This is a genomic window from Paracoccus sp. (in: a-proteobacteria) (assembly GCF_046289755.1).
GTDB lineage: Bacteria > Pseudomonadota > Alphaproteobacteria > Rhodobacterales > Rhodobacteraceae > Paracoccus.
On the sequence record NZ_JBKBVD010000031.1, the window covers coordinates 25,485 to 43,975 of the forward strand.

Annotated in this window: 25 protein-coding genes and 1 tRNA gene; 10 read left to right on the top strand and 16 right to left on the bottom strand. The window is 65.5% G+C overall.

Annotated features, from left to right (window positions below):
* Window positions 1–120: 120 nt before the first annotated feature.
* Complete coding sequence (locus ACK41U_RS12365; protein ID WP_409680538.1) at window positions 121–846, bottom strand: hypothetical protein; 726 nt, start codon at window positions 844–846, stop codon at window positions 121–123.
* A gap of 129 nt (window positions 847–975) precedes the next feature.
* Between ACK41U_RS12365 and ACK41U_RS12370 the strand changes: the two genes are divergently transcribed.
* Entirely contained in the window at window positions 976–1,245 is a 270-nt protein-coding gene (locus tag ACK41U_RS12370; protein WP_409680540.1) for a hypothetical protein, read from the top strand.
* An 85-nt stretch (window positions 1,246–1,330) separates the two neighbouring features.
* On the opposite strand, the gene ACK41U_RS12375 is transcribed toward ACK41U_RS12370, so the two are convergent.
* The 10 genes from ACK41U_RS12375 to ACK41U_RS12420 all read right to left on the bottom strand — a co-directional run bounded on the left by ACK41U_RS12375 (window position 1,331) and on the right by ACK41U_RS12420 (window position 7,732).
* Window positions 1,331–2,083 carry a hypothetical protein gene (locus ACK41U_RS12375; protein WP_409680543.1) on the bottom strand — a complete coding sequence of 251 codons (753 nt, stop codon included), beginning with the start codon at window positions 2,081–2,083 and terminating at the stop codon, window positions 1,331–1,333.
* A gap of 455 nt (window positions 2,084–2,538) precedes the next feature.
* Window positions 2,539–4,392, bottom strand: a complete 1,854-nt coding sequence (locus tag ACK41U_RS12380) for a phage/plasmid primase, P4 family (RefSeq protein WP_409680546.1) — start codon at window positions 4,390–4,392, stop codon at window positions 2,539–2,541.
* A complete protein-coding gene (locus ACK41U_RS12385; RefSeq protein WP_409680549.1) occupies window positions 4,392–5,534 on the bottom strand; it encodes a hypothetical protein in 1,143 nt (380 codons plus the stop codon). Before ACK41U_RS12385 ends, ACK41U_RS12380 begins: the two co-directional genes overlap by 1 nt.
* On the bottom strand, window positions 5,524–5,784 hold the full coding sequence (locus tag ACK41U_RS12390) for a hypothetical protein (protein WP_409680552.1): 261 nt from the start codon (window positions 5,782–5,784) through the stop codon (window positions 5,524–5,526). Before ACK41U_RS12390 ends, ACK41U_RS12385 begins: the two co-directional genes overlap by 11 nt.
* A 52-nt stretch (window positions 5,785–5,836) precedes the next feature.
* Window positions 5,837–6,055 carry a hypothetical protein gene (locus ACK41U_RS12395; RefSeq protein ID WP_409680555.1) on the bottom strand — a complete coding sequence of 73 codons (219 nt, stop codon included), beginning with the start codon at window positions 6,053–6,055 and terminating at the stop codon, window positions 5,837–5,839.
* Window positions 6,052–6,342, bottom strand: a complete 291-nt coding sequence (locus tag ACK41U_RS12400; protein WP_409680558.1) for a hypothetical protein — start codon at window positions 6,340–6,342, stop codon at window positions 6,052–6,054. Before ACK41U_RS12400 ends, ACK41U_RS12395 begins: the two co-directional genes overlap by 4 nt.
* Window positions 6,343–6,345: 3 nt before the next feature.
* Complete coding sequence (locus ACK41U_RS12405) at window positions 6,346–6,633, bottom strand: hypothetical protein (RefSeq protein WP_409680561.1); 288 nt, start codon at window positions 6,631–6,633, stop codon at window positions 6,346–6,348.
* A 355-nt stretch (window positions 6,634–6,988) separates the two neighbouring features.
* Window positions 6,989–7,162, bottom strand: coding sequence for a hypothetical protein (locus tag ACK41U_RS12410; protein WP_409680564.1), 174 nt, complete (start codon window positions 7,160–7,162; stop codon window positions 6,989–6,991).
* On the bottom strand, window positions 7,162–7,509 hold the full coding sequence (locus tag ACK41U_RS12415; RefSeq protein ID WP_409680566.1) for a hypothetical protein: 348 nt from the start codon (window positions 7,507–7,509) through the stop codon (window positions 7,162–7,164). The genes ACK41U_RS12410 and ACK41U_RS12415 overlap by 1 nt, the downstream gene beginning before the upstream one ends.
* Window positions 7,472–7,732, bottom strand: a complete 261-nt coding sequence (locus tag ACK41U_RS12420) for a helix-turn-helix transcriptional regulator (protein WP_409680569.1) — start codon at window positions 7,730–7,732, stop codon at window positions 7,472–7,474. The genes ACK41U_RS12415 and ACK41U_RS12420 overlap by 38 nt, the downstream gene beginning before the upstream one ends.
* 93 nt (window positions 7,733–7,825) lie before the next feature.
* Between ACK41U_RS12420 and ACK41U_RS12425 the strand changes: the two genes are divergently transcribed.
* From ACK41U_RS12425 to ACK41U_RS12460, 8 genes are all read left to right on the top strand, one after another.
* Window positions 7,826–8,137, top strand: a complete 312-nt coding sequence (locus tag ACK41U_RS12425) for a helix-turn-helix domain-containing protein (protein ID WP_409680572.1) — start codon at window positions 7,826–7,828, stop codon at window positions 8,135–8,137.
* A gap of 234 nt (window positions 8,138–8,371) precedes the next feature.
* Complete coding sequence (locus ACK41U_RS12430) at window positions 8,372–8,575, top strand: hypothetical protein (protein ID WP_409680575.1); 204 nt, start codon at window positions 8,372–8,374, stop codon at window positions 8,573–8,575.
* On the top strand, window positions 8,572–8,961 hold the full coding sequence (locus ACK41U_RS12435) for a hypothetical protein (protein ID WP_409680577.1): 390 nt from the start codon (window positions 8,572–8,574) through the stop codon (window positions 8,959–8,961). The genes ACK41U_RS12430 and ACK41U_RS12435 overlap by 4 nt, the downstream gene beginning before the upstream one ends.
* The gene (locus tag ACK41U_RS12440; protein WP_409680580.1) at window positions 8,958–9,449 is read left to right on the top strand and encodes a hypothetical protein; all 492 of its coding nucleotides are present in this window, start codon (window positions 8,958–8,960) and stop codon (window positions 9,447–9,449) included. The genes ACK41U_RS12435 and ACK41U_RS12440 overlap by 4 nt, the downstream gene beginning before the upstream one ends.
* The gene (locus ACK41U_RS12445) at window positions 9,440–9,700 is read left to right on the top strand and encodes a hypothetical protein (protein ID WP_409680583.1); all 261 of its coding nucleotides are present in this window, start codon (window positions 9,440–9,442) and stop codon (window positions 9,698–9,700) included. Before ACK41U_RS12440 ends, ACK41U_RS12445 begins: the two co-directional genes overlap by 10 nt.
* Window positions 9,697–9,990, top strand: coding sequence for a hypothetical protein (locus ACK41U_RS12450; RefSeq protein WP_409680585.1), 294 nt, complete (start codon window positions 9,697–9,699; stop codon window positions 9,988–9,990). Before ACK41U_RS12445 ends, ACK41U_RS12450 begins: the two co-directional genes overlap by 4 nt.
* 124 nt (window positions 9,991–10,114) lie before the next feature.
* The gene (locus ACK41U_RS12455) at window positions 10,115–10,372 is read left to right on the top strand and encodes a helix-turn-helix domain-containing protein (RefSeq protein ID WP_409680601.1); all 258 of its coding nucleotides are present in this window, start codon (window positions 10,115–10,117) and stop codon (window positions 10,370–10,372) included.
* A complete protein-coding gene (locus ACK41U_RS12460) occupies window positions 10,285–11,283 on the top strand; it encodes a tyrosine-type recombinase/integrase (protein WP_409680604.1) in 999 nt (332 codons plus the stop codon). The genes ACK41U_RS12455 and ACK41U_RS12460 overlap by 88 nt, the downstream gene beginning before the upstream one ends.
* Before the next feature lie 6 nt (window positions 11,284–11,289).
* Here the strand turns inward: ACK41U_RS12460 and ACK41U_RS12465 are convergent.
* From ACK41U_RS12465 to ACK41U_RS12485, 5 genes are all read right to left on the bottom strand, one after another.
* Window positions 11,290–11,366, bottom strand: a tRNA-Arg gene (locus tag ACK41U_RS12465).
* A gap of 56 nt (window positions 11,367–11,422) precedes the next feature.
* Window positions 11,423–12,058 (bottom strand): aminotransferase class IV, encoded by a 636-nt coding sequence (locus ACK41U_RS12470; RefSeq protein ID WP_409680588.1) that lies wholly within the window; start codon window positions 12,056–12,058, stop codon window positions 11,423–11,425.
* Window positions 12,019–13,137, bottom strand: coding sequence for an aminodeoxychorismate synthase component I (locus tag ACK41U_RS12475; RefSeq protein ID WP_409680591.1), 1,119 nt, complete (start codon window positions 13,135–13,137; stop codon window positions 12,019–12,021). The genes ACK41U_RS12470 and ACK41U_RS12475 overlap by 40 nt, the downstream gene beginning before the upstream one ends.
* On the bottom strand, window positions 13,134–16,619 hold the full coding sequence (mfd, locus tag ACK41U_RS12480) for a transcription-repair coupling factor (RefSeq protein ID WP_409680594.1): 3,486 nt from the start codon (window positions 16,617–16,619) through the stop codon (window positions 13,134–13,136). Before mfd ends, ACK41U_RS12475 begins: the two co-directional genes overlap by 4 nt.
* Window positions 16,620–16,659: 40 nt before the next feature.
* A complete protein-coding gene (locus ACK41U_RS12485) occupies window positions 16,660–17,232 on the bottom strand; it encodes a hypothetical protein (protein ID WP_409680597.1) in 573 nt (190 codons plus the stop codon).
* 99 nt (window positions 17,233–17,331) lie between these two features.
* Between ACK41U_RS12485 and hemB the strand changes: the two genes are divergently transcribed.
* The gene (hemB, locus tag ACK41U_RS12490; RefSeq protein ID WP_409680598.1) at window positions 17,332–18,330 is read left to right on the top strand and encodes a porphobilinogen synthase; all 999 of its coding nucleotides are present in this window, start codon (window positions 17,332–17,334) and stop codon (window positions 18,328–18,330) included.
* Window positions 18,331–18,491: the final 161 nt, after the last annotated feature.

An 18,491-nucleotide genomic window follows, 5' to 3' on the forward strand; every position in this document is an offset into this window, starting at 1 on the left:
AACCTCATGATGAACAACAGCAACCCCAACCGCACCATGCGGTTGAAACTGCTCCCAGAAATGTAACGGGGCGCGAATTACCCCCGTGCGGCCCCTTGCCGGGAAGGACCCGCCGGGGTTTCAGCCTGTTTTTTGAGCAACCCGGGCGACCATCCGCTCGAAGGTCCGGGCCAGATGTTCGGGCAACCGCGCCCGACAGACCTCTTCCGCGCCGTCCTGAAACCCGAGGCGCTGATCATAGACCGGCGCCACCGCGCTGAAGTGCAGCACCTTGCTGATCGAGCCATCGGGCGCGCGCTTCCAGATCCCCGGCGACAACCTTGAGCCGGGTTTGGGAACGAAGAAACCCGCCCGGCGCCGGTTGCGGCGGCTGGATGCCGCCGTGGTATTGGTGGCGCCGTCGCGCTGCGCCCGCACCGCCGAGAGTGCCTGATTGCGTTCGCCGTTCGACCAGTTGCCATATGCGTCCAGCCTGGCACCCTTGCCCGGAATGGCTGACTGGATGATACCGTCGAAGGCCAGCCGGGATCCGAGCAACCGCTCCAGTCCCGTCTTGCCACGCTGGCCACCAATCTCCTGAACCTTCAGATAGTGGCGGCGCCCGACCGAGGGCCGCTCGATCACCTGTGCCTCAAGGTTGTTCGGTTTCGCGCGCCAGACCATGAGCGCGTTTTTGGTGAACCGCGTCGGACGGTCAAAGACATCGTCCATCCGCTCCTGCACATGCTTCAGCACATCGGCAGCGGTATCGTTCAGCGCCCAGCTTGCCGCCACCCGCGCGTCCTTGTCCGCCAACTGGCGCAGGTTTCGTTGAAGGTCGGCGTCGTCGATTGAGATCCTCAGCATTCTCCCACCTTCGGACGATGAAGTATGTGCGACAACCGCAACACTTCGAAAACGCACGCGACCTCACGCTTGCGTGAGAGGATTATCCGGCCATACTTCCTTGGCCTGAAATCGACCTAAGGAATTGAGATGAAAAAAACATACCTGCCAATGGCATTCGTAGGACTGGCTTTGCTGGCCGCATGCGCACCCAGCACTGCAACGGTATCGGACTTCAACGGCGATAGCGTGAAGATACAGACCAACTCGCTGGCCAATGCAGAAGAAGCGCAGGCCACCGCAAAGGCAGAGGCCGAGCGGATCTGTGCAAAAGGAAGCAAGAAACGCGCAGAGTACGCTTCGACACGGACTTTGCCCAACTACGTGGTTGAGCATCTGTTCCTCTGCCTCGAAGCTTAAGAACGACGAACGCCCGCGAGGGATGATCCCTGCGGGCGCACGTCTGGATAATATTGATTCTGTTGCCATAGACGGACCTAAGCGGTCAATAACTTTTTTTCCGCCCATACCCGATCATGCGGTTCAGCGCACCACACAGAGCTTCTGACAGTGCATCTCTGTGCGACCCTTTGACGGACCAGCCGTGGAAGATCAGGATATCAGCCAGACCGCGACCCTTGAGACAAACAGCGTCGACCAATGCCAGATCCGTGATCTGCCGTGCGGCGCGACCACCGCGCGCTGACGGGCGAACGCGCCGGACGCTCATAGCAACCCCCGAACCGATCCGGCGGCGCAGGCCCTCGACCTCTGCCGAAAACTCCAAGCGGCGATCCATCCAGTCGCGGCCATCCGGGCCACCCGCGCCGCCCTGAAGGCTGGACAGCTTGGTGCCGTCAGCGCTGAGCAATTCGACCAGATCGTGATAACGCCGCCCGATCGAGATCTGGCCAAAGGTCAGCGGGCACGGCTGCCTGCGCCGCGCCGACGCGGCCATCATCGCGTCAAAGGCATCGGCGCGGCGGATCGCCTTCCGGCCACCATAGCCGCGATGCACGGCCTCGACCTTGTCGTTGCCCACCGGCAGCAGTTCGATGTTCTGAACCAGAACGAAACTACCGCTGGTCAGTGACGGACGGATGTCCGGGCCGCACTCTTCCGGGATCACGTCACCCGCCGACAGCATCGCCTTGCAGCGCGCCGCCTCGACCGCCATCCGGTTTTCCGGCTCATTCACCGCCAGCGCCGCCATCCGGTCCAGATAGAAATCACCCTGGCTGGCCTGCTTGATCTGCATTTTGTGGCTCTTTTTCATTCTTATACTACCCCTTGATTTCATCAGTTCTGGAGTTGGGCTTGATGGGCTTGATCGTTGTTCAATAAGGGCTTGAGATAAGAGAGGGTTTAGCGGGTCAGAGTTAATGTTATCACTGGCTTAACGGGTGATTTTGGGCCGGAGGGTTTGATGGGCCTGACTTCTCAACCTATACGCAAGAGCACTTCCCCCCGGACCCCGGTAAGATACGCGCGCGCACATGGGTCGCAGTTTCAGGCCCGTCAGACCCTCAGGCCCAGAAACGGAATGCAAGTACCTGATTTTACGTCGATAGCCTGCCCCCGAACCCCTGCCTTTTCCGGCCCGGCAACTCTGCTGTTCAGGCCCGTCAGACCCATCCGGGACACCGACAACCAGACATGCGCGACGGGCCCGAAGGCCCGCCATGTCGGTTGTCCAGAGAATGGGGTGCGGGGCTAGCGGTCCCATGATGACCATCCCCTGCTGGTTTCGGCATCCTTGCTTTCGCGTATGCGCCGCCCGAATTCCTCGGCCAGCCGGATGCCGCGATAGCCGGTGACGCCCGATTTTCCGGGCATGAACATCTTCTGGGTCTCGGGATGGCGCCAGCCCTCGGACTTGCCTTTGAGCCGCATCGAGACCTTGCGCCCGCCCCATCGCGGCTCGCCGCGTTCCTCGATCCAGAAGTTGAACGCGTCGATCAGCTCGCGCGAGGTCATGAAATCGCCCTCGTAGCCGGTGACGATGGTGGCATCGGCAAGGAACGTCCCGATCGGGTCGCTGTCCTTGCGATAGCTTTCCGTAGCCGCGACAACCTCGTCGGGCTCCTGCAAGCCCCCATCGAGGAAATCCAGCAGGCCCTGGACCATCCAGTTGAGGATGCCCGACCGCTCTTCCCAGAGCATGGCATCCATGTCTTTCTTGGGCCTGCGCTTGTGTTCGGGGATCTGGATCGGGAACTTGACCAGCAGCACCCGCCGCCAGATCCCGTCATCGCCGCCGCGGATCTCGGGCAGGTGGTTGCCCGAGATGGTCAGTTTGAAATAGGGCTGGAACAGGATCATCCCCGAGAACAGATCCCGGATCATCATCGGCTCGCCGCCGGTCAGCGCCTTGACCAGCGCCTCTTGCAGCTTCTCGCCCTCTTCGGGTTCTGAGGTGCGCACGCTGCGCGCGCCGATCAGCGGGATCAGGTCGGGCTGCGAATCCGATCCCGATTTCTTGCTCTTGCCAGTCAGGCTTTCGATCTTGGCGGTGACGGAATAATCGCCCATGATCCGCGAGATGATGTCGACCAGCACCGATTTGCCGTTGGCACCGGCGCCGTGGAAAAACGCCAGCTTCTGGACCGGAATGCCGCTCATCGACAGGCCGAACCATCGCTGCAGAAACTGCCGCATCTCGATATTGGGCTGGATCTGCCGCAGGAACTCGTCAAAGTTCGGGCAGGTCGCATCGGGATCGTACTCGACAGGGGCCAGCTTGCTCAGCATCTGTTCACGCGCATGCGTGATCAACTCGACCACCGCCTTGGGCCCCATGCCCAGATCGCCGAAGGGGTCGATCCGGAACCGCAACACGCCGGTCAGGGTGTTAACGTCCAGGTCGCTCTGATCAAGATCGTCCACGGTGACCGAGCGCATGACCTGCGCCTCGGCGGCCATGTTGGTCATCGGCCCGGAATTGCCTGCGTTCTTGGCGTGGGTCAGGCGGCGCTTGATCTTCTCTTTGTAGGACTTCAGTGCCGCGTCGATCGCGCGGAAGCGCGCCTCGATATTGCCCAGTTCGGTGATCAGCGCCTCGTCTCCGGCATAGCCGGGCATGGCCTCGATGGCGATCCGGCGGCGGCGCAGCTCCTGCTCTTCCTCCAGCAGCTTCCGTTCGCGACGTGACGGTTCGAGAAAGTCGATTTCCTGTTCGATCAGGCCCGAAATCATCTGGGTCAGCTGGCGGATGCGAGGTGACAGCCCCTTGCTGATCTCGGCGTCCTTGCGCCAGCGCCTGCCATCCCAGATATGCCAGCCGACCTGCGAGACATGCCGGACATCGGCCCCGAAATGGATCACGAACCGATTGGCATTGCCCAGGTCGTTCTGAGGCTCTTTCGCGGCCAGTGCGACGGGGTTCGGGGGCTCGTCGGGTCCGTCCGGGCGATCATCCGAGGGGGGCGCGGGGGGCGGCAGATAGCCCTCGGGATAATCCGCCTCGGCATCCCCTTCCGCCGGTGGCAGATCTATCCCCTCGGGCAGATCAACCTCTTCCTGCGCGGCCAGAGCGGCGCGCACCCTTTCGATACCATCTTCGCTCATCATTCCCCCTCGCCGACAGGCTCTGCGCCCAGCAGCAGGTCGTTCATGTCGATGCCATGGCCCGGATGGACGATGGCGGCGGTCAGGCCGGGCCGCAGCGCCTTGGCGCGGCGCAGGCCGGAAAGCAGTTTTGCGCGGGTCAGCCTGGGATCACTGTCGCCGTCCTGGACAAAGATCAGGCGCCGGACCCATGGCGGCGGCACGAACGCATCCAGATCGGTGAGATCCGGGATGCCGGCGTATTTCAGGCCGGGCCCCAATTTGCGCGATCCGGACATGTTGCCCAGATCCACCCCCGCCCAGAATGCGGCGCCCTTGATGCTGCGGGCCATCATCGCCGACAGCGTCGTCTCGATCCCCTCGGCCATGATCAGCCAGTCGGCATCGCGCGGGTGGTAGATCCGGATCGCGCCGCCTTTCTTTGATCCATAGACTTTTTTCGATGCGACGATTTCCCCGGCCTTGTGCGGATGGGGGACAATCACCTTGCCCTTGGGCTGGCGCAGATCGAGCCAGGTGCGATGCACCCCGGTCAGCGCCCCGTCAGGGCCGAGAATGGCGGCCAGCATGGCCGGGCCCTCATGCACCGGGACGAACTCGCCCCGCCGGGCCGGATCCGGCACGACCAGCCGGGCCGATGGCTCGAAGCGGAAGCAGCGCGGCAGGCGCGCACCATCGCGCAACCTGATGCCGCGCAGGGCGAGATAGGTGACCACTGGCGAGCCATCGGCGGGCTGCGCGCGATCCCAGATCTGGCGGGCCTGCGCGATCGCCTCTGACCGGCGGCGGGCGGCATCCGCGTCCCGCGCGCGGCGGTGCTGCTCGGCACGGCGGGCCTGTTCCGCGCGCTGCGCGGGCGTCAGATCCTGTTTTGCACCCACCAGCCAGTCCAGCGCGGCGGGAAACTCCATCCCCAGCACCAGCTGCACCAGTGCGATCTGATCGCCCCTGGCGTCGCAGCGGCGACACAGAAATACGCCCTTTTGCAAATGGATCCCGAACCGGTCGATGCCGCCACAGGAGGGGCATGGCCCGACCAGCTCGGCACCCGCGCGGGTCAGCGACGGGATCGCCAGCCGGTCGACCAGATCCGCCATCGGAACCTGATGCGCCAGATCGATCCGCCCGTCGTCACGCATCATCGCCGCCCGCTGATCGGGCATCGATGCACAGCCGGGCGCGGAACTCGGGACGCGGCAGTGTGATCGTGCGCAGGGTCGACTCGACGTTGAGCTCAATCCCGACGCAGGCCGCGATCATGCGCCCGCTGCGGCTGGTCAGATACCTGCGCGCCGCGTCGATGACGGCGCCGCCATCACCGCGCCTTCGCAACGTCTTACAATATTCGACATTGGCATCATTCAGCACAGCCAGCAGGACGGCGGCCCACATCCGGCGGCAGGCAGCGGCATGCGGGTCATGCCGGGGATGTAATCGCCCGCCGCTATGCCCGCTCATTTCGCGCCTCGATGCACACTTTGCGGATCGTGTCGACAATCTCATCAATGCCGAACTGACGGCGGTGGACCGTCCTGCGGATCGGCGGCGACAACGGAGCGGTCTCATCTGCCGATGGCGGATCGATCGCGAACGGAACCTCAGGCAGCGTCACGGGCCGCAGAACCCGGCGCCCATCGGGGTTGGTGATTTTCCGGGCGCTCATTGCTGCCCCCGCACGGCATCCCAATGGATCGCCAGCATATACCGGTCGAAATCATCCATGGCGCGCGCGATCAGATGCGCGGTGCCGCGATGCAACCGCTCATCAGCATGCACATGGCGCGCAGCCCCGACCAGATCGCCCATCGGACCTGATCTCTGCGCACGCTCGGCGGCGGCAGTGACAATCCCCGCCACCATACGGTGATCCTGCGGCTGCGCGATGATCGGCGGGCGCGACATCAGCCCCATCCCGTGGATCAGGGCGCGGTCAAAATGGGTCAGTTTCATGGCTCAGCCCTCAATATCGGCCCGTACGCCAGATGCGGGCCAGGTTGCGCGCCTCACGGCGTCAAACAGCACATCGCCCGCCTGTTGCAGCGCGGGCGGATCGCGACGAACGCGGGGAAACTGGTCGGCGAACTCGTGCAGCGACACGCGCAGCGGATCACCGGCCTCAAAACTCTTGTCGACGGCGATCACGGCCAGCCGCAGCGCGGTCACATCGGGGGTGGCCAGCTTGGCCCGCATGGCCAGCCCAAGCGTGAACCGCATCGCGGCAATCCGGTTTTGATGAGCCATCTGTCCCTCGGCTGTGATTGATCCGGGGCACCCGCAGGGAGGAGGAAGGCAGGCGCCCCGGAAGCCGCGCCCCACGCGGCGCGGATGGGAATGAAAGGGACGCGGCGGCGATCAGGCCGCCGCGCCAGTCATCGGTGCGAAGCAGACACAGGCACCGAAAGCGTGTTGTGTTTGCCCTGCCACCGAGAGGTGGCTCTCGGCCGGGCCAGCCGCAGGTTCCGCGATCCCGCATCCGATGCTGCCCACCCGAGGGCGGCCGGAATCGCGGCTTGTGCGGGCGAGGTCCGCCCCGGACAGGTCATGCTGCCTGCCCGAACCTCCCGCCCTCGGGTGTCCTGAAGACCCGATCTGCATGTCAGCGCCCCTGCATACCGGCAGAAGATAGTGGGGATTGATCATCCCCAGCAGTGAAGGTCGGCCGGACGCGCAGAGGTTCGCCAGCAGTTAGAGATTTGATCCGCGTCTCGTCTTCTTGCGTGACGCTCATTCGCACGAACTTCGCGCCGATCAGCGGCTTCAGATCCTCCATCACCGATCCCCCCGCATGATCTGGGCGTAGCGGTCCAGCGATCGCGTGGCGCGATCGACATGGTGCCCATAAGGGGCGTTCAGCGCGTCGAACCAGTTGCATGCGGTCTGAAAGCTGACACCGAAATGCACGGCGCAGGCCTCGCGGCTGTCGAAACTGGCAATCATCAGCAGCGACCAGCGGCGCAGAAATACCTCGCGCTCCGTGCCGTGATGGACGTGGGCGCGACGTGCCTGAGCGGGCGTGCGGCCCCGGCCGTCAAAGGGACTGGCGCAGGCATTGCCGTGGGACATTTGACGACGCTGCCGGTCAGGCTGCGTCGGTGCAGTCTTCAGAGGATGGGTCATGAGGGGTCTCTTGGTTGGGGGGTTGGGCAATTGCTTCCCGATCCCATGCAACGACAGGCACAAGCCCGTTCGTTGCGCGAGAGATGGCAAATGCGAGATCAAGGCTTGGTCGAGCGACCCCGCGCACGAGTTTACTGATCGTGGCCTGCGTCACCCCTACAGATGTCGCAAATTCGTCCTGCCGGATACCGGCTTGCGTGAGGTATGCATGAAGGTCGCTCATAGCTCCGCAATATCCCCTACAGGAATATGCCCGTCAAGAATTAAATTCCCACCCCGCGTTTGCTTTGCGAACACGCACAGTGGAAGATAGCGCATGAGCCTTGAGAACTTGCGCCGCGCTCGCGGCCTGAAGCAAAATGAACTTGCCGAAATGGCTGGGGTCCAGCAGTCGACGATCTCGAAGATCGAGCGAGGCTACGATGGCGTCACGCTGCGCGTCATGAGGCAGCTAGCCGCAGCCCTGAACGTAGATGTCTCGGATCTCATATCTGATGAACGGTCAGACGCAGAACGCGCACTTATTGCTGCCTTTCGCCGCCTTCCGGCTGATCGACAGCAGGGCTGGTTAGATCTAGCGGCAACTTTAGTTCCTCGCGATGAGCCAGGATCTCCAGCAAGGAAATGAACGCTTCGGGCGGCAGCTTGCGTAAAAGCTCTGCAAATTTTTCCTCATTACCCACACTAACCTCCAAGAACATAATGCGAACACATAGCCGGGCCTCAGAAGGCCCTGCAAGCCAAAGTTGTACCAAGAGAAGCTTACGCGCCTCTTCAAATTCCTGATAGGAATTTTAATCGTTGACAAGAATATTCCTGACATTCATTTTATCTCCATCGCAACCCGATGGAGACCCCGGCCATGTGCCAGAACCACAACGTTTCTCTTCCCGTGACGCCCACTGCCGTCGCAGACGCGATGGCAGTGGTCACCAATCCCGATATCGCCGCCCTTTTGCCTGAAACCCTGCGCCTGTGGGCCTGGCGGATCATCGGCAGCCATCACGGGTTGCGCGTCACTCAGCGCCACCGCCCGGCCAACAGCACGAACGGGCCAGCGGCATGACCCGGTTCGACCCGTTCAGCGGCAAGCCGGTGCCGACACCCTTCCGCCGCCCCCTGACCCCGCCCGAGGCCGACACCGTCGCCCGCAACCGCCATCTCGGCTGGGATGCCGGGACAGTCGAAGAAGCCGACGATCTGCGCCGGGCGGCGTCCCGTGATGCGATCCGGGCCGCGCCTGACGATCTGTCGCGTCTGGCCGCTGATCAGCTGCGCCTTCGTCGCCGGGCCCACAGCTCGGGGATGATCCATGGCGCCACAGCTGCGCTGATCGTGTTCGCGGCGGGTATCCTGTTGCGGGTCGCGATCAACGATCACTGGCCGGTCGTCTGTGACGGCACCGGCAGTCTGATCATCTGCGGCCTGCGGCTGGTCGGGGTTGCGTCATGAGTGACAATCCCACGGAAACGAGCTGGGAGCGCGGCATGGCCTCGGTGCACGAGCTGCGCCGGAGGGCGGGTTGGAGCGATCTGGAAATGGTCGCGTTCACTTTGGATTTATGGGCCGACACGCTGATCGCTGGCCGTGAACCTTGGCCTGAAGAAACAGGCCTGCGGCACATGGCAAAGGTGGTTCGCGCCGCCTTGGCCATTGTGCCACATCACCCCGATGAAGCTGCGGCTGCTTCGCGCGACGCGCTGGCCGGAGGTCAGCGGCAGATCAGCGGCAGAGCATGTGCCGTCGTGACGGCCGCACCCCTGACCTATCGCGGCGCCAGCCTCATGCAGACCGACATGCCCGGCGGCGTCTGGACATGGACCCACGACGAGACGGACGGGCACGCCACCGCCGAAACGTTTGCCGAGGCCCGCGCCCAGATCGACCGCCACCTCTCGCAGCACAGCGCCCGGACCCAGCAGGTGACCCCATGCCCCTGACCGAAACCGACCGCGACGACATCACCGCTGCCATAGTCGGCGTGATCGACCGATACTGCGGCATGGACCCGATCGACATGCCGCTGGCCCGCGAGTTGACCGCGGAGGTCTGCCGCATCATCGACGCGCGCGAGCGGGGGCGGAATGTGCTGCCGGTGCAGATGCCGTATCGGGAGGCGCCGAAGGACATGCCGCTCATGATCACCGATCAGGATGGCCGCAGGCCCTTTCACCCCGGCGGTGCGGCATGACTGACCTCGACGCCACCATCACCGACCTGCGCCAGCGTCTCGACGCCCTTCCGCCCATCAGAATGAGTTCTGGCGTCGACCTGATGGACCAGCATCGCAGGCACCGCGCTGCGGCTGAGGATCTCGGCCGATACCTGCACGCCACCTATGGCGCGCGGATCACCCAGCGACACGACGCCAACCGCATCAGCATGCACTGCATCAGCTCGTCCAGCACCAGCGGGCTGCAAGGCGCTTTCAGAAACTGGCTCGCCGCTGCCGAAAAGCGGCTGACAGAGAGCACGCCATGAAGAACCGGCCCGGTCACCTGGACACTGTTCAAGGCGCCATACAGGTGACCCGACGCGCTATCGGGCGCATCCTTCCAGCGCGGCAAGAGGTGCTGATCTGATGGCAAGACCCTATACGCCCGAAATGCTGGCCGAGCGTTGGGATTGCAGCGCCGAGACTGTCCGGGCCATGATCCGCAGCGGGACCCTGCCCGCGTTCCGAGTCGGAAAAATGATGCGGGTCACAGCCAAGGCGGTAGAGGATTACGAATGCGGGACTATCGAATCGGACGCCTCAACGGCCGCTTTGTCGTCATGTGGAATGACGAGGACGGAACCCGGAGACGTTATCGCCTTGCGGCACACACGCAGAAGGATGCAGAGCGCGAAGCCCGCGACCTGATCCTGCGTCAGACATCACCCGCCGCCGGTATAACCATTGCGCAGATATGGGCAGCCTATCAGGCAGAGGTCGCAGGGCGCCGTCAGGAATCGAAGCTCGCGCAAACCGGAAAGAACGTCCTGCCGACATTCGGGCACCTGACACCGGATCAGATTACTGTCGAGGACTGCCGGCGCTACATCGCGGCACGGCGCGCCCAAGGCCGCAAGGACGCCACGATCCGGACTGAAATGGGATGCCTGCGCACCGCCCTGACTTGGGGCGCCACCGCCAAGCTGATCCGCAGTGCGCCCCGCATCGAGATGCCGCAGACCCCGCCCCCACGCGAACGCTATCTGGACCGCAATGAGGTTGCCCGCCTGTTGGCAGCTGCGGGCGATCCGCATATCCGCCTCGCCATGCTTCTGATGCTGACCACGGCTGGCCGGATCGGGGCGCTGTTGGAACTGACTTGGGATCGCGTCGATCTGGACCGCCGCATGATCAAGCTGGCGACCAACGACATCGGCCCCCGCAAGGGCCGCGCAACCGTCCCGATCAACGATACCCTCATGGGCGCGCTGCAAGCAGCGCGGGCCGCAAGCCTCTCCCCCTATGTCATCGAATGGGGCGGGCACCAGGTCGGATCGATCAAGACGGGCTTCAACGCGGCGGTGAAGCGCGCCGGTATAGATCACTGCACCCCGCACGATCTGCGCCGGACGGCCGGGCGGCTGATGGCCGAGGCGGGTGTGCCGATGGAAGAGATTGCGCAGTACCTCGGCCACACAAACCCATCCGTCACCCGTTCAACATATGCCCGGTTTTCCCCCGAGTATCTGCGCGGCGCAGCGGATGCGCTTGAGTTCGGTGGACCAGTTTCGGTTCAACGAACAAGAGGGAAAACCCCTAAAATTCCCATAAGTAACTGATTTTATTGGTGACCCCGACAGGATTCGAACCTGTAACCTGCCCCTTAGGAGGGGGCTGCTCTATCCAGTTGAGCCACGGGGCCGCCGCGCACAGGAATATGCGGCCAGAGCGGTGGCGGCAAGGGTGTTGCTGGGTCCGTCACAGCATTCGCGCCGGAATCAGCCCGCGCAGCGCGTTTCCGACGAAGACATCAGCGCCTGGCAGGTCAGACAGGGACAGCCGCCGCTCGACCGCGCGGCCCGATTGCAGCAGGCTGGCGCGCAGCACGCCCGGCAACAGCCCGCAGGACAGCGGCGGTGTCAGCAGCACGCCGTCGCGCGCGACAAAGAGGCTGGTGATCGTGCCCTCGCACAGCGCGCCCTGCCCGTTCAGCAGCAGCGCCTCATCGGCGCCCGGCGGCAGGCTGGCCCGCGCGGCGTCATAGACCGGGCGGTGCGAGGATTTGAGCGTCAGCCAGGGATCATCCGCCCGCAGCCGCTGATCCGAGATCGCCACCCGCCAGAAGGGCGGCGCGGGCGGCAACGGCGCATGGGTCACGGCCACCCTGCCTGCCTGATCGACCGCCAGACGCGCCCGCAGCACCGATCCGCGCGGCAACGCGGCCAGCGCCTGCGCCACCTGTGCCTCGTCCAGCGCAAAGCCCACAGCCGCGCAGCCGCGCCGCAGCCGCGCCAGATGCAGCGGCCACAGCGCAATGGAGCCATCCGCCCCGGCGCGCATCGTCTCGAAGACCGTCAGCCCCTCGGGGACAGGTCCAGGAATGCGGATTTGCACAGTGCCTCGTCCCATTCATCCCCCGCCTGGCTGTCATGCACGATGCCACCACCGACATTCAGCCGCAACCGCCCCGGCGCCACCATCCAGGGCGAACGGATCGCCACGCTGAACCGCATCGGCCCCGCCGGATCGACCCAGCCGATGGCGCCGCAATAGACCTCGCGCGCGGCGCCCTCCAGCTCGGCGATGATCTGCATCGACCGGATCTTGGGCGCGCCGGTGATCGAGCCGCAGGGAAACAGCGCCCCCAGGATCTGCGCCAGCCCGACACCGGGGCGCAACTGCCCCGCCACGGTCGAGACCATCTGATGCAGGGTCGCGTAGCTTTCGATCCCGAACAGCTGCGGCACATGGACCGAGCCGGGCAGGCAGACGCGGCTGATGTCATTGCGCAGCAGATCGACGATCATCAGGTTCTCGGCCCGGTTCTTCTCCGAGGCCCGCAACGCGTCTGCGGCCGCCCGGTCCGCCACAGGATCGGCCAGCCGGGCGGCGGTGCCCTTCATCGGGCGTGTCTCGATCCGGCCTGCGGTGTCGACGGCAAAGAACAGCTCGGGGCTGCGCGACAGCACGACCGGGCCGCCCAGATCGACAAAGGCCCCCTCGCCCACCGGCTGGCGGGCGGCCAGCGCGGCATGGATCGCCAGCGGGTCGCCGGTCACCGGCGCCTCCAGCGGGAAGGTCAGGTTGATCTGATAGCTGTCGCCCGCCTCGATATGGCGGTGCACCGCCGCAATCGCCCGGTCATAGCGCGCCCGGTCCCAGAGCGGGCGGGCCGGGCCGATCGTCACGCCCTGTGGGTCGGGCAAGGGGGGCGCCGGGCGCGGCCCGTCAAACACCCCCATCAGGATCAGCGGCATCGCGCGCGCGGCGGGCATCAGCGGCGCCAGACGCGGGGTCAGCGCATGGCCCAGCTCATAGGACAGGTATCCGGCCAGCCAGCAGCCCCGCGCCTGTGCGGCCTGCATCGCGGCCAGCGCCGGGCCGGTGCCTGCGGGCGTGTCGGCGCGGATGATCGTCTGCGGCGCGTCAAACAGCGTACCGCCGGGCAGAGGCCCGGTGTCAAAGCGGATCACGGCGCGGCCTTGGCCTTGTCGGCCGCGCGGCCCGCCTTGACCTTGGCGGCCAGATCTCGGGCGACGGCAAAGGCGCCCTTGATCCGTTCGGCATCGCTGGCGAACTCGCGTTTCAGCACCACCTTGTTGTCGGTGACCTTGGCGCTGCCCCGCTCGTCGGTGAGAAAGTCGACCAGACCGGCGGGGTTGGGGAAGCGGTCCATGTGGAACTGCACCGTGACGCCCTTGGGCCCGGCATCGAGGCGCGAGATATTGGCGCGTTTGGCCATCGCCTTGATGCGGATGACCAGCAGCAGCGTGTTCACCTCGCGCGGCAGCGGGCCGAAACGGTCGATCAGCTCGGCGGCGAAGCCCTCCAGCTCGACCTTGGTGGTCAGCTCGGCCAGACGGCGATAAAGGCCCAGCCGCACGTCCAGATCGGGGATATAGCTGTCGGGGATGGTCACCGGCACGCCAAGGTTCAGCTGCGGCGCCCATTCATCCTCGGGGGTGCCCTCCAGCTCGCCGGATTTCAGCTTGGCGATCGTTTCCTCCAGCATCTGCTGGTAGAGCTCAAAGCCGACCTCCTTGATATGGCCCGACTGTTCCTCGCCCAGCAGGTTGCCCGCGCCGCGCAGATCCAGATCCTGCGACGCAAGGTTGAACCCCGCCCCCAGCCCGTCGATCGAACCGAGGAATTTCAGCCGCCGCATCGCCTGCGGGGTCAGGGGCACGCGTGGCTTGGTGGTCAGATAGGCATAGGCGCGCGCCTTGGACCGCCCCACCCTGCCCCGGATCTGATACAGCTGCGACAGGCCAAACATATCGGCGCGCCAGACGATCATGGTGTTGGCGGTCGGAATATCGAGGCCGGATTCCACGATGGTCGTGGCCAGCAGCACGTCATGGCTGCCGTCGTAAAAGGCGTTCATCCGCTGATCCAGATCGCCCGCCGCCAGCTGGCCATGGGCGACGATATAGTTGATCTCGGGCATGTTCTCGGCCAGCCAGTGCTCGACATCGGGCAGATCGGTCAGGCGCGGGACGACAAAGAAGGACTGCCCGCCGCGATATTTCTCGCGCAGCAGCGCCTCGCGGATGGTGACGCTGTCGAATTCGCTGACATAGGTGCGGATCGCCAGACGGTCCACCGGCGGCGTGCCGATCACCGACAGGTCGCGCACGCCGGTCAGCGACAGCTGCAGCGTGCGGGGGATCGGCGTCGCGGTCAGGGTCAGGACGTGAATGTCGGAGCGCAATTCCTTCAGGCGTTCCTTGTGGCCGACGCCGAAATGCTGTTCCTCGTCGATGACCAGCAGGCCGAGGTTCCTGAACCGCACGCCCTTGGCCAGCACCGCATGGGTGCCCACGACAATATCGACCGACCCGTCGCCAAGGCCGGTGCGCGTCGCCGCCGCATCCTTCGTGCTGACAAAGCGCGACAGCGGACGGACCGTGATCGCGGTGCCACGGAACCGCTCGACAAAGCTGCGATAGTGCTGGCGGGCCAGCAGCGTGGTCGGCGCCACCACCGCGACCTGCATCCCCTGCGAGGCGGCGATAAAGGCCGCGCGCATCGCCACCTCGGTCTTGCCAAAGCCCACATCGCCCACGACCAGCCGGTCCATCGGGCGGCCTGCGGCCAGATCGCCCGCGACATCCTCGATGGCCGACAGCTGGTCGTCGGTCTCGCTATAGGGAAAGCGCGCGGCGAATTGCTGCCAGTCGTGGTCGTCGGGCTCCAGCACCGGGGCGGGGCGCAGCAGGCGCTCGGCCGCGATGCGCATCAGCTTGTCGGCGATCAGCTTGATGCGTTCTTTCAGCCGCGCCTTGCGGGCCTGCCAGGCGCCGCCGCCCAGACGGTCCAGCATGCCCTCTTCATGGCCATAGCGGGTCAGCAGTTCGATATTCTCGACCGGCACGAACAGCCGGTCGCCGCCCGCATATTCCAGCGCCACGCAGTCATGCGGCACCTTCATCGCCATGATCGTCTCGATGCCGGTGTATCGCCCGATGCCATGTTCGACATGGACCACCAGATCGCCGGGGCTGAGGGTCTGGGTGTCCTTCAGGAAATTCTCGGCGCGGCGGCGTTTTTTGGCGCCCCGGATCAGCCGGTCGCCCAGCACGTCCTGTTCCGAGATCACCGCCAGCTTGCCAAGGGCGGTGCCGTCCGCCACAAAGCCCTCATCCAGCGGCCAGACGGTCAGGCCGATGGCGCCGGGCTGATCGGGCAGGCCGCGCAGGTCGTCGATGGGCCTGGCACCCGTCAGCCCCTCATCGGCCAACAACCCGCCCAGACGCTCGCGCGCGCCGTCCGAGAAGCTGGCGATGACGACGCGGTGGTCGCGGGCCAGCGCCTTGACGTGATCCGCCAGCGCGCCGAACAGGTTGATCTGTTCGGACTGCCGTTCGGGCGCGAAATTGCGGCCCACGCGCCCGCCCGCATCCAGAACCCCCGGACCGGGGGGCTGGTGCAGTGCCGACAGCCGCAACACGCGGTGGCCCGCCAGCCAGCCCTGCCATTCGGCATCTGAGGGGAACATCGCATCGGGCGGCACCGGCTTATAGACCGTATCGGCGCGGCCCTTGGCGGCCATGGCGGCGCGGCGGGCGTCGAACTGTTCCTCGATCATCCTGCGCCGGGCGTCGGTCACCTGCCCGATGTGATCGTCCAGCACGACCGAGGCGCCCGGCAGATAGTCAAACAGGCTCTCCATCCGGTCGTGAAACCATGGCAGCCAATGCTCGGCGCCCGCCGTCTTGCGGCCCGCGCTGACGCTTTCATACAAGGGATCGCTGGTGCCGCCGCCAAATTCCATGCGGTAGTTCTGGCGGAACCGGGTGATCGAAGGCTCGTCCAGGATGATCTCGGACATGGGGGCCAGCTCGACCCGGTCCAGCTTGTCGGTGGTGCGCTGGGTGACCGGATCAAAACGGCGCGCCCCGTCCAGCACATCGCCGAACAGGTCCAGCCGCACCGGCCCCTGCCCGCCGGGCGGAAAGATGTCGATAATGCCGCCGCGAATGGCGTAATCGCCCGGCTCGGTCACGGTCGGGCTTTGCGAAAACCCCATGCGGACCAGAAAATCGCGCAACGCCGCCTCGTTGATGCGCTCGCCCACGCGGGCGGAAAAGGCGGTGGCGCGGACCAGATCGCGCGGCGGCACCCGTTGCAGCACCGCACTCAGCGTCGTCAGCAGCACGAACGGCCCGGTAATCCGCCCCTGCGCCAGCGCCGCCAGCAGGCCCATCCGCGCCGCCTGTATCTCGGGCGCGGGCGAGACGCGGTCATAGGGCGTCGTGTCCCAGGCCGGGAAATCCAGCACCGGCAGACCCGGCGCCAGAAAGGCCAGCGAGGCGCGGGTCGCGGCCATGCGGCGGTCGTCGCGGGCGATATGAATGACGGGCGCGCCGCGATTGTCGGGCCGGGCGGCCTCGCGCGCGATCAGGGCGGCATCATAGCCCTCGGGGGCGCCGGACAGGGTGATCTGCTGGGTCATTCGCGCTGACCTAAGCTGCGGGTCGGGGAAGTCAAGCGCACTAGATGCCGAAGGGATGCAGAAGAACCCACAACATCCCCCAGAGCAGCGTCACCAGCACGGCGGCCATCGACAGCAGCGTCACCCACAGCCGGTGCCGGACCATCTGCCGCATGGCGCCGGATGCGGCCTCGGCCAGCGGGGTCTGCCCCTCTTGCGCGGCTTCCAGCAGGGGCGCAAGGCGCCGCGCCAGCCTGACCCGCATCCAGAACAGCAGCCAGAACGGCAACCCCACCAGCACCAGCGCCTGCGCCAGTTCCAGCCCGAAGCCAAAGCCCAAAATCGCCAGCGAGGTCAGCAGGAAACTGGTCATGGCCAGAAAAACCGCCCCCTCGCGCGGGCCAAGGCGCCAGCGCGGCAGGGTCAGCGACAGCCAGTCCAGCAGGGTGATCACCTCGGGGCCCTCGGCGGTGCCGCGCCGGATCGCTGTGCGGGCGCGGGTCAGAACCTCGGCCGGCACGCCCAGAACGGTGCGCCCGGTGGCCGACCACATCCCGATCAGCGCCAGCCAGAACCAGATCGTGCTGAAGGAACGGCTGGCTAGCACCCCGATCAGGCTGTCGAATGGCGGCAAGGGGTGGTTCCTTGTTCTTGGCTGCCGCTGACCTTAGAACGGGTTGCACAGAAGGGAAAGCCGCCCTCACGCCGCAACCCCAGCCCGACAGGAGGCCCCATGGCCAGCCCGATCATCGCCCCCTTCCCCGCCACCCGGCTGCGCCGTCTGCGTCGCACCGCCAATATCCGCGCGATGGTGGCCGAAACCAGCCTGACGCCTGCGAACCTGATCTGGCCGATTTTTGTGACCGAAGTGCCCGGCGCCGACGGAGAGATCGCCTCGATGCCCGGCGTCGAACGCCTGACGCTGGACGGCGCCAAGCGGGCCGCCGAACGCGCCGCTGCGCTGAACATTCCTGCGATCTGCATCTTTCCCCATTCCGATCAGGCGCTTCGCACCGATGATTGCGCGCGGGCATGGGACCCCGACAATATCGGCAACCGCGCCATCCGCGCCGTCAAAGAGGTCGCCCCCGATCTGGTGGTGATGACTGATATCGCGCTGGACCCCTATAATGCCAACGGCCATGACGGGCTGGTCGTGGACGGCGAGATCCTGAACGACGAAACGATCGAGGCGCTGGTGCGCATGGCGCTGGTGCAGGCCGAATGTGGCGCCGATGTGCTGGGGCCGTCCGACATGATGGATGGCCGCATCGGGGCCCTGCGCCGCGCGCTGGAAAGCGAGGGGCACAAGCATGTCTCGATCCTGTCTTATGCGGCCAAATTCGCCTCTGCCTTCTATGGCCCGTTCCGCGATGCGGTGGGCGCCTCGGGGCGGCTGGTGGGTGACAAGAAGACCTATCAGATCAACCCCGCCAATCGCGGCGAGGCGATCCGCTGCGTCGCCCGCGATCTGGCCGAAGGTGCGGATATGGTGATGGTCAAACCGGGCATGCCCTATCTGGACATCTGCCGCGCGGTCAAAGACGAGTTCGGCGCCCCCACCTTTGCCTATCAGGTCAGCGGTGAATACGCGATGCTGGAGGGCGCGATCCGCAACGGCTGGCTGTCGCGCGAGGCGATGCTGGAAAGCCTGCTATGCTTCCGCCGGGCAGGATGTGACGGGATTCTCAGCTATTTTGCGCCCACGGTGGCTGAGATGCTGGCGCGATAGCGCGCGGACGGGTATTATGCCCGCCAGCAGGCCGGTGAGAGCCTTGGACAACGACATGAGGCGACAGATGAGCAATTCCCCAATCCTGACGCGCCGGGGCCTTCTGGCTGGCGGCGCGGCTTCCCTGATGCTGGCGGGCTGCACCAATGCAGTCGGCAGCA

What these genes read in the sequence shown, in the direction of transcription:
- ACK41U_RS12365 (WP_409680538.1), bottom strand. Translation starts at nt 846, where the DNA reads ATGCTGAGGATCTCAATCGACGACGCCGACCTTCAACGAAACCTGCGC.
- ACK41U_RS12370 (WP_409680540.1), top strand. Translation starts at nt 976, where the DNA reads ATGAAAAAAACATACCTGCCAATGGCATTCGTAGGACTGGCTTTGCTG.
- ACK41U_RS12375 (WP_409680543.1), bottom strand. Translation starts at nt 2,083, where the DNA reads ATGCAGATCAAGCAGGCCAGCCAGGGTGATTTCTATCTGGACCGGATG.
- ACK41U_RS12380 (WP_409680546.1), bottom strand. Translation starts at nt 4,392, where the DNA reads ATGAGCGAAGATGGTATCGAAAGGGTGCGCGCCGCTCTGGCCGCGCAG.
- ACK41U_RS12385 (WP_409680549.1), bottom strand. Translation starts at nt 5,534, where the DNA reads ATGATGCGTGACGACGGGCGGATCGATCTGGCGCATCAGGTTCCGATG.
- ACK41U_RS12390 (WP_409680552.1), bottom strand. Translation starts at nt 5,784, where the DNA reads ATGTGGGCCGCCGTCCTGCTGGCTGTGCTGAATGATGCCAATGTCGAA.
- ACK41U_RS12395 (WP_409680555.1), bottom strand. Translation starts at nt 6,055, where the DNA reads ATGAGCGCCCGGAAAATCACCAACCCCGATGGGCGCCGGGTTCTGCGG.
- ACK41U_RS12400 (WP_409680558.1), bottom strand. Translation starts at nt 6,342, where the DNA reads ATGAAACTGACCCATTTTGACCGCGCCCTGATCCACGGGATGGGGCTG.
- ACK41U_RS12405 (WP_409680561.1), bottom strand. Translation starts at nt 6,633, where the DNA reads ATGGCTCATCAAAACCGGATTGCCGCGATGCGGTTCACGCTTGGGCTG.
- ACK41U_RS12410 (WP_409680564.1), bottom strand. Translation starts at nt 7,162, where the DNA reads ATGGAGGATCTGAAGCCGCTGATCGGCGCGAAGTTCGTGCGAATGAGC.
- ACK41U_RS12415 (WP_409680566.1), bottom strand. Translation starts at nt 7,509, where the DNA reads ATGACCCATCCTCTGAAGACTGCACCGACGCAGCCTGACCGGCAGCGT.
- ACK41U_RS12420 (WP_409680569.1), bottom strand. Translation starts at nt 7,732, where the DNA reads ATGAGCGACCTTCATGCATACCTCACGCAAGCCGGTATCCGGCAGGAC.
- ACK41U_RS12425 (WP_409680572.1), top strand. Translation starts at nt 7,826, where the DNA reads ATGAGCCTTGAGAACTTGCGCCGCGCTCGCGGCCTGAAGCAAAATGAA.
- ACK41U_RS12430 (WP_409680575.1), top strand. Translation starts at nt 8,372, where the DNA reads ATGTGCCAGAACCACAACGTTTCTCTTCCCGTGACGCCCACTGCCGTC.
- ACK41U_RS12435 (WP_409680577.1), top strand. Translation starts at nt 8,572, where the DNA reads ATGACCCGGTTCGACCCGTTCAGCGGCAAGCCGGTGCCGACACCCTTC.
- ACK41U_RS12440 (WP_409680580.1), top strand. Translation starts at nt 8,958, where the DNA reads ATGAGTGACAATCCCACGGAAACGAGCTGGGAGCGCGGCATGGCCTCG.
- ACK41U_RS12445 (WP_409680583.1), top strand. Translation starts at nt 9,440, where the DNA reads ATGCCCCTGACCGAAACCGACCGCGACGACATCACCGCTGCCATAGTC.
- ACK41U_RS12450 (WP_409680585.1), top strand. Translation starts at nt 9,697, where the DNA reads ATGACTGACCTCGACGCCACCATCACCGACCTGCGCCAGCGTCTCGAC.
- ACK41U_RS12455 (WP_409680601.1), top strand. Translation starts at nt 10,115, where the DNA reads ATGCTGGCCGAGCGTTGGGATTGCAGCGCCGAGACTGTCCGGGCCATG.
- ACK41U_RS12460 (WP_409680604.1), top strand. Translation starts at nt 10,285, where the DNA reads ATGTGGAATGACGAGGACGGAACCCGGAGACGTTATCGCCTTGCGGCA.
- mfd (WP_409680594.1), bottom strand. Translation starts at nt 16,619, where the DNA reads ATGACCCAGCAGATCACCCTGTCCGGCGCCCCCGAGGGCTATGATGCC.
- hemB (WP_409680598.1), top strand. Translation starts at nt 17,332, where the DNA reads ATGGCCAGCCCGATCATCGCCCCCTTCCCCGCCACCCGGCTGCGCCGT.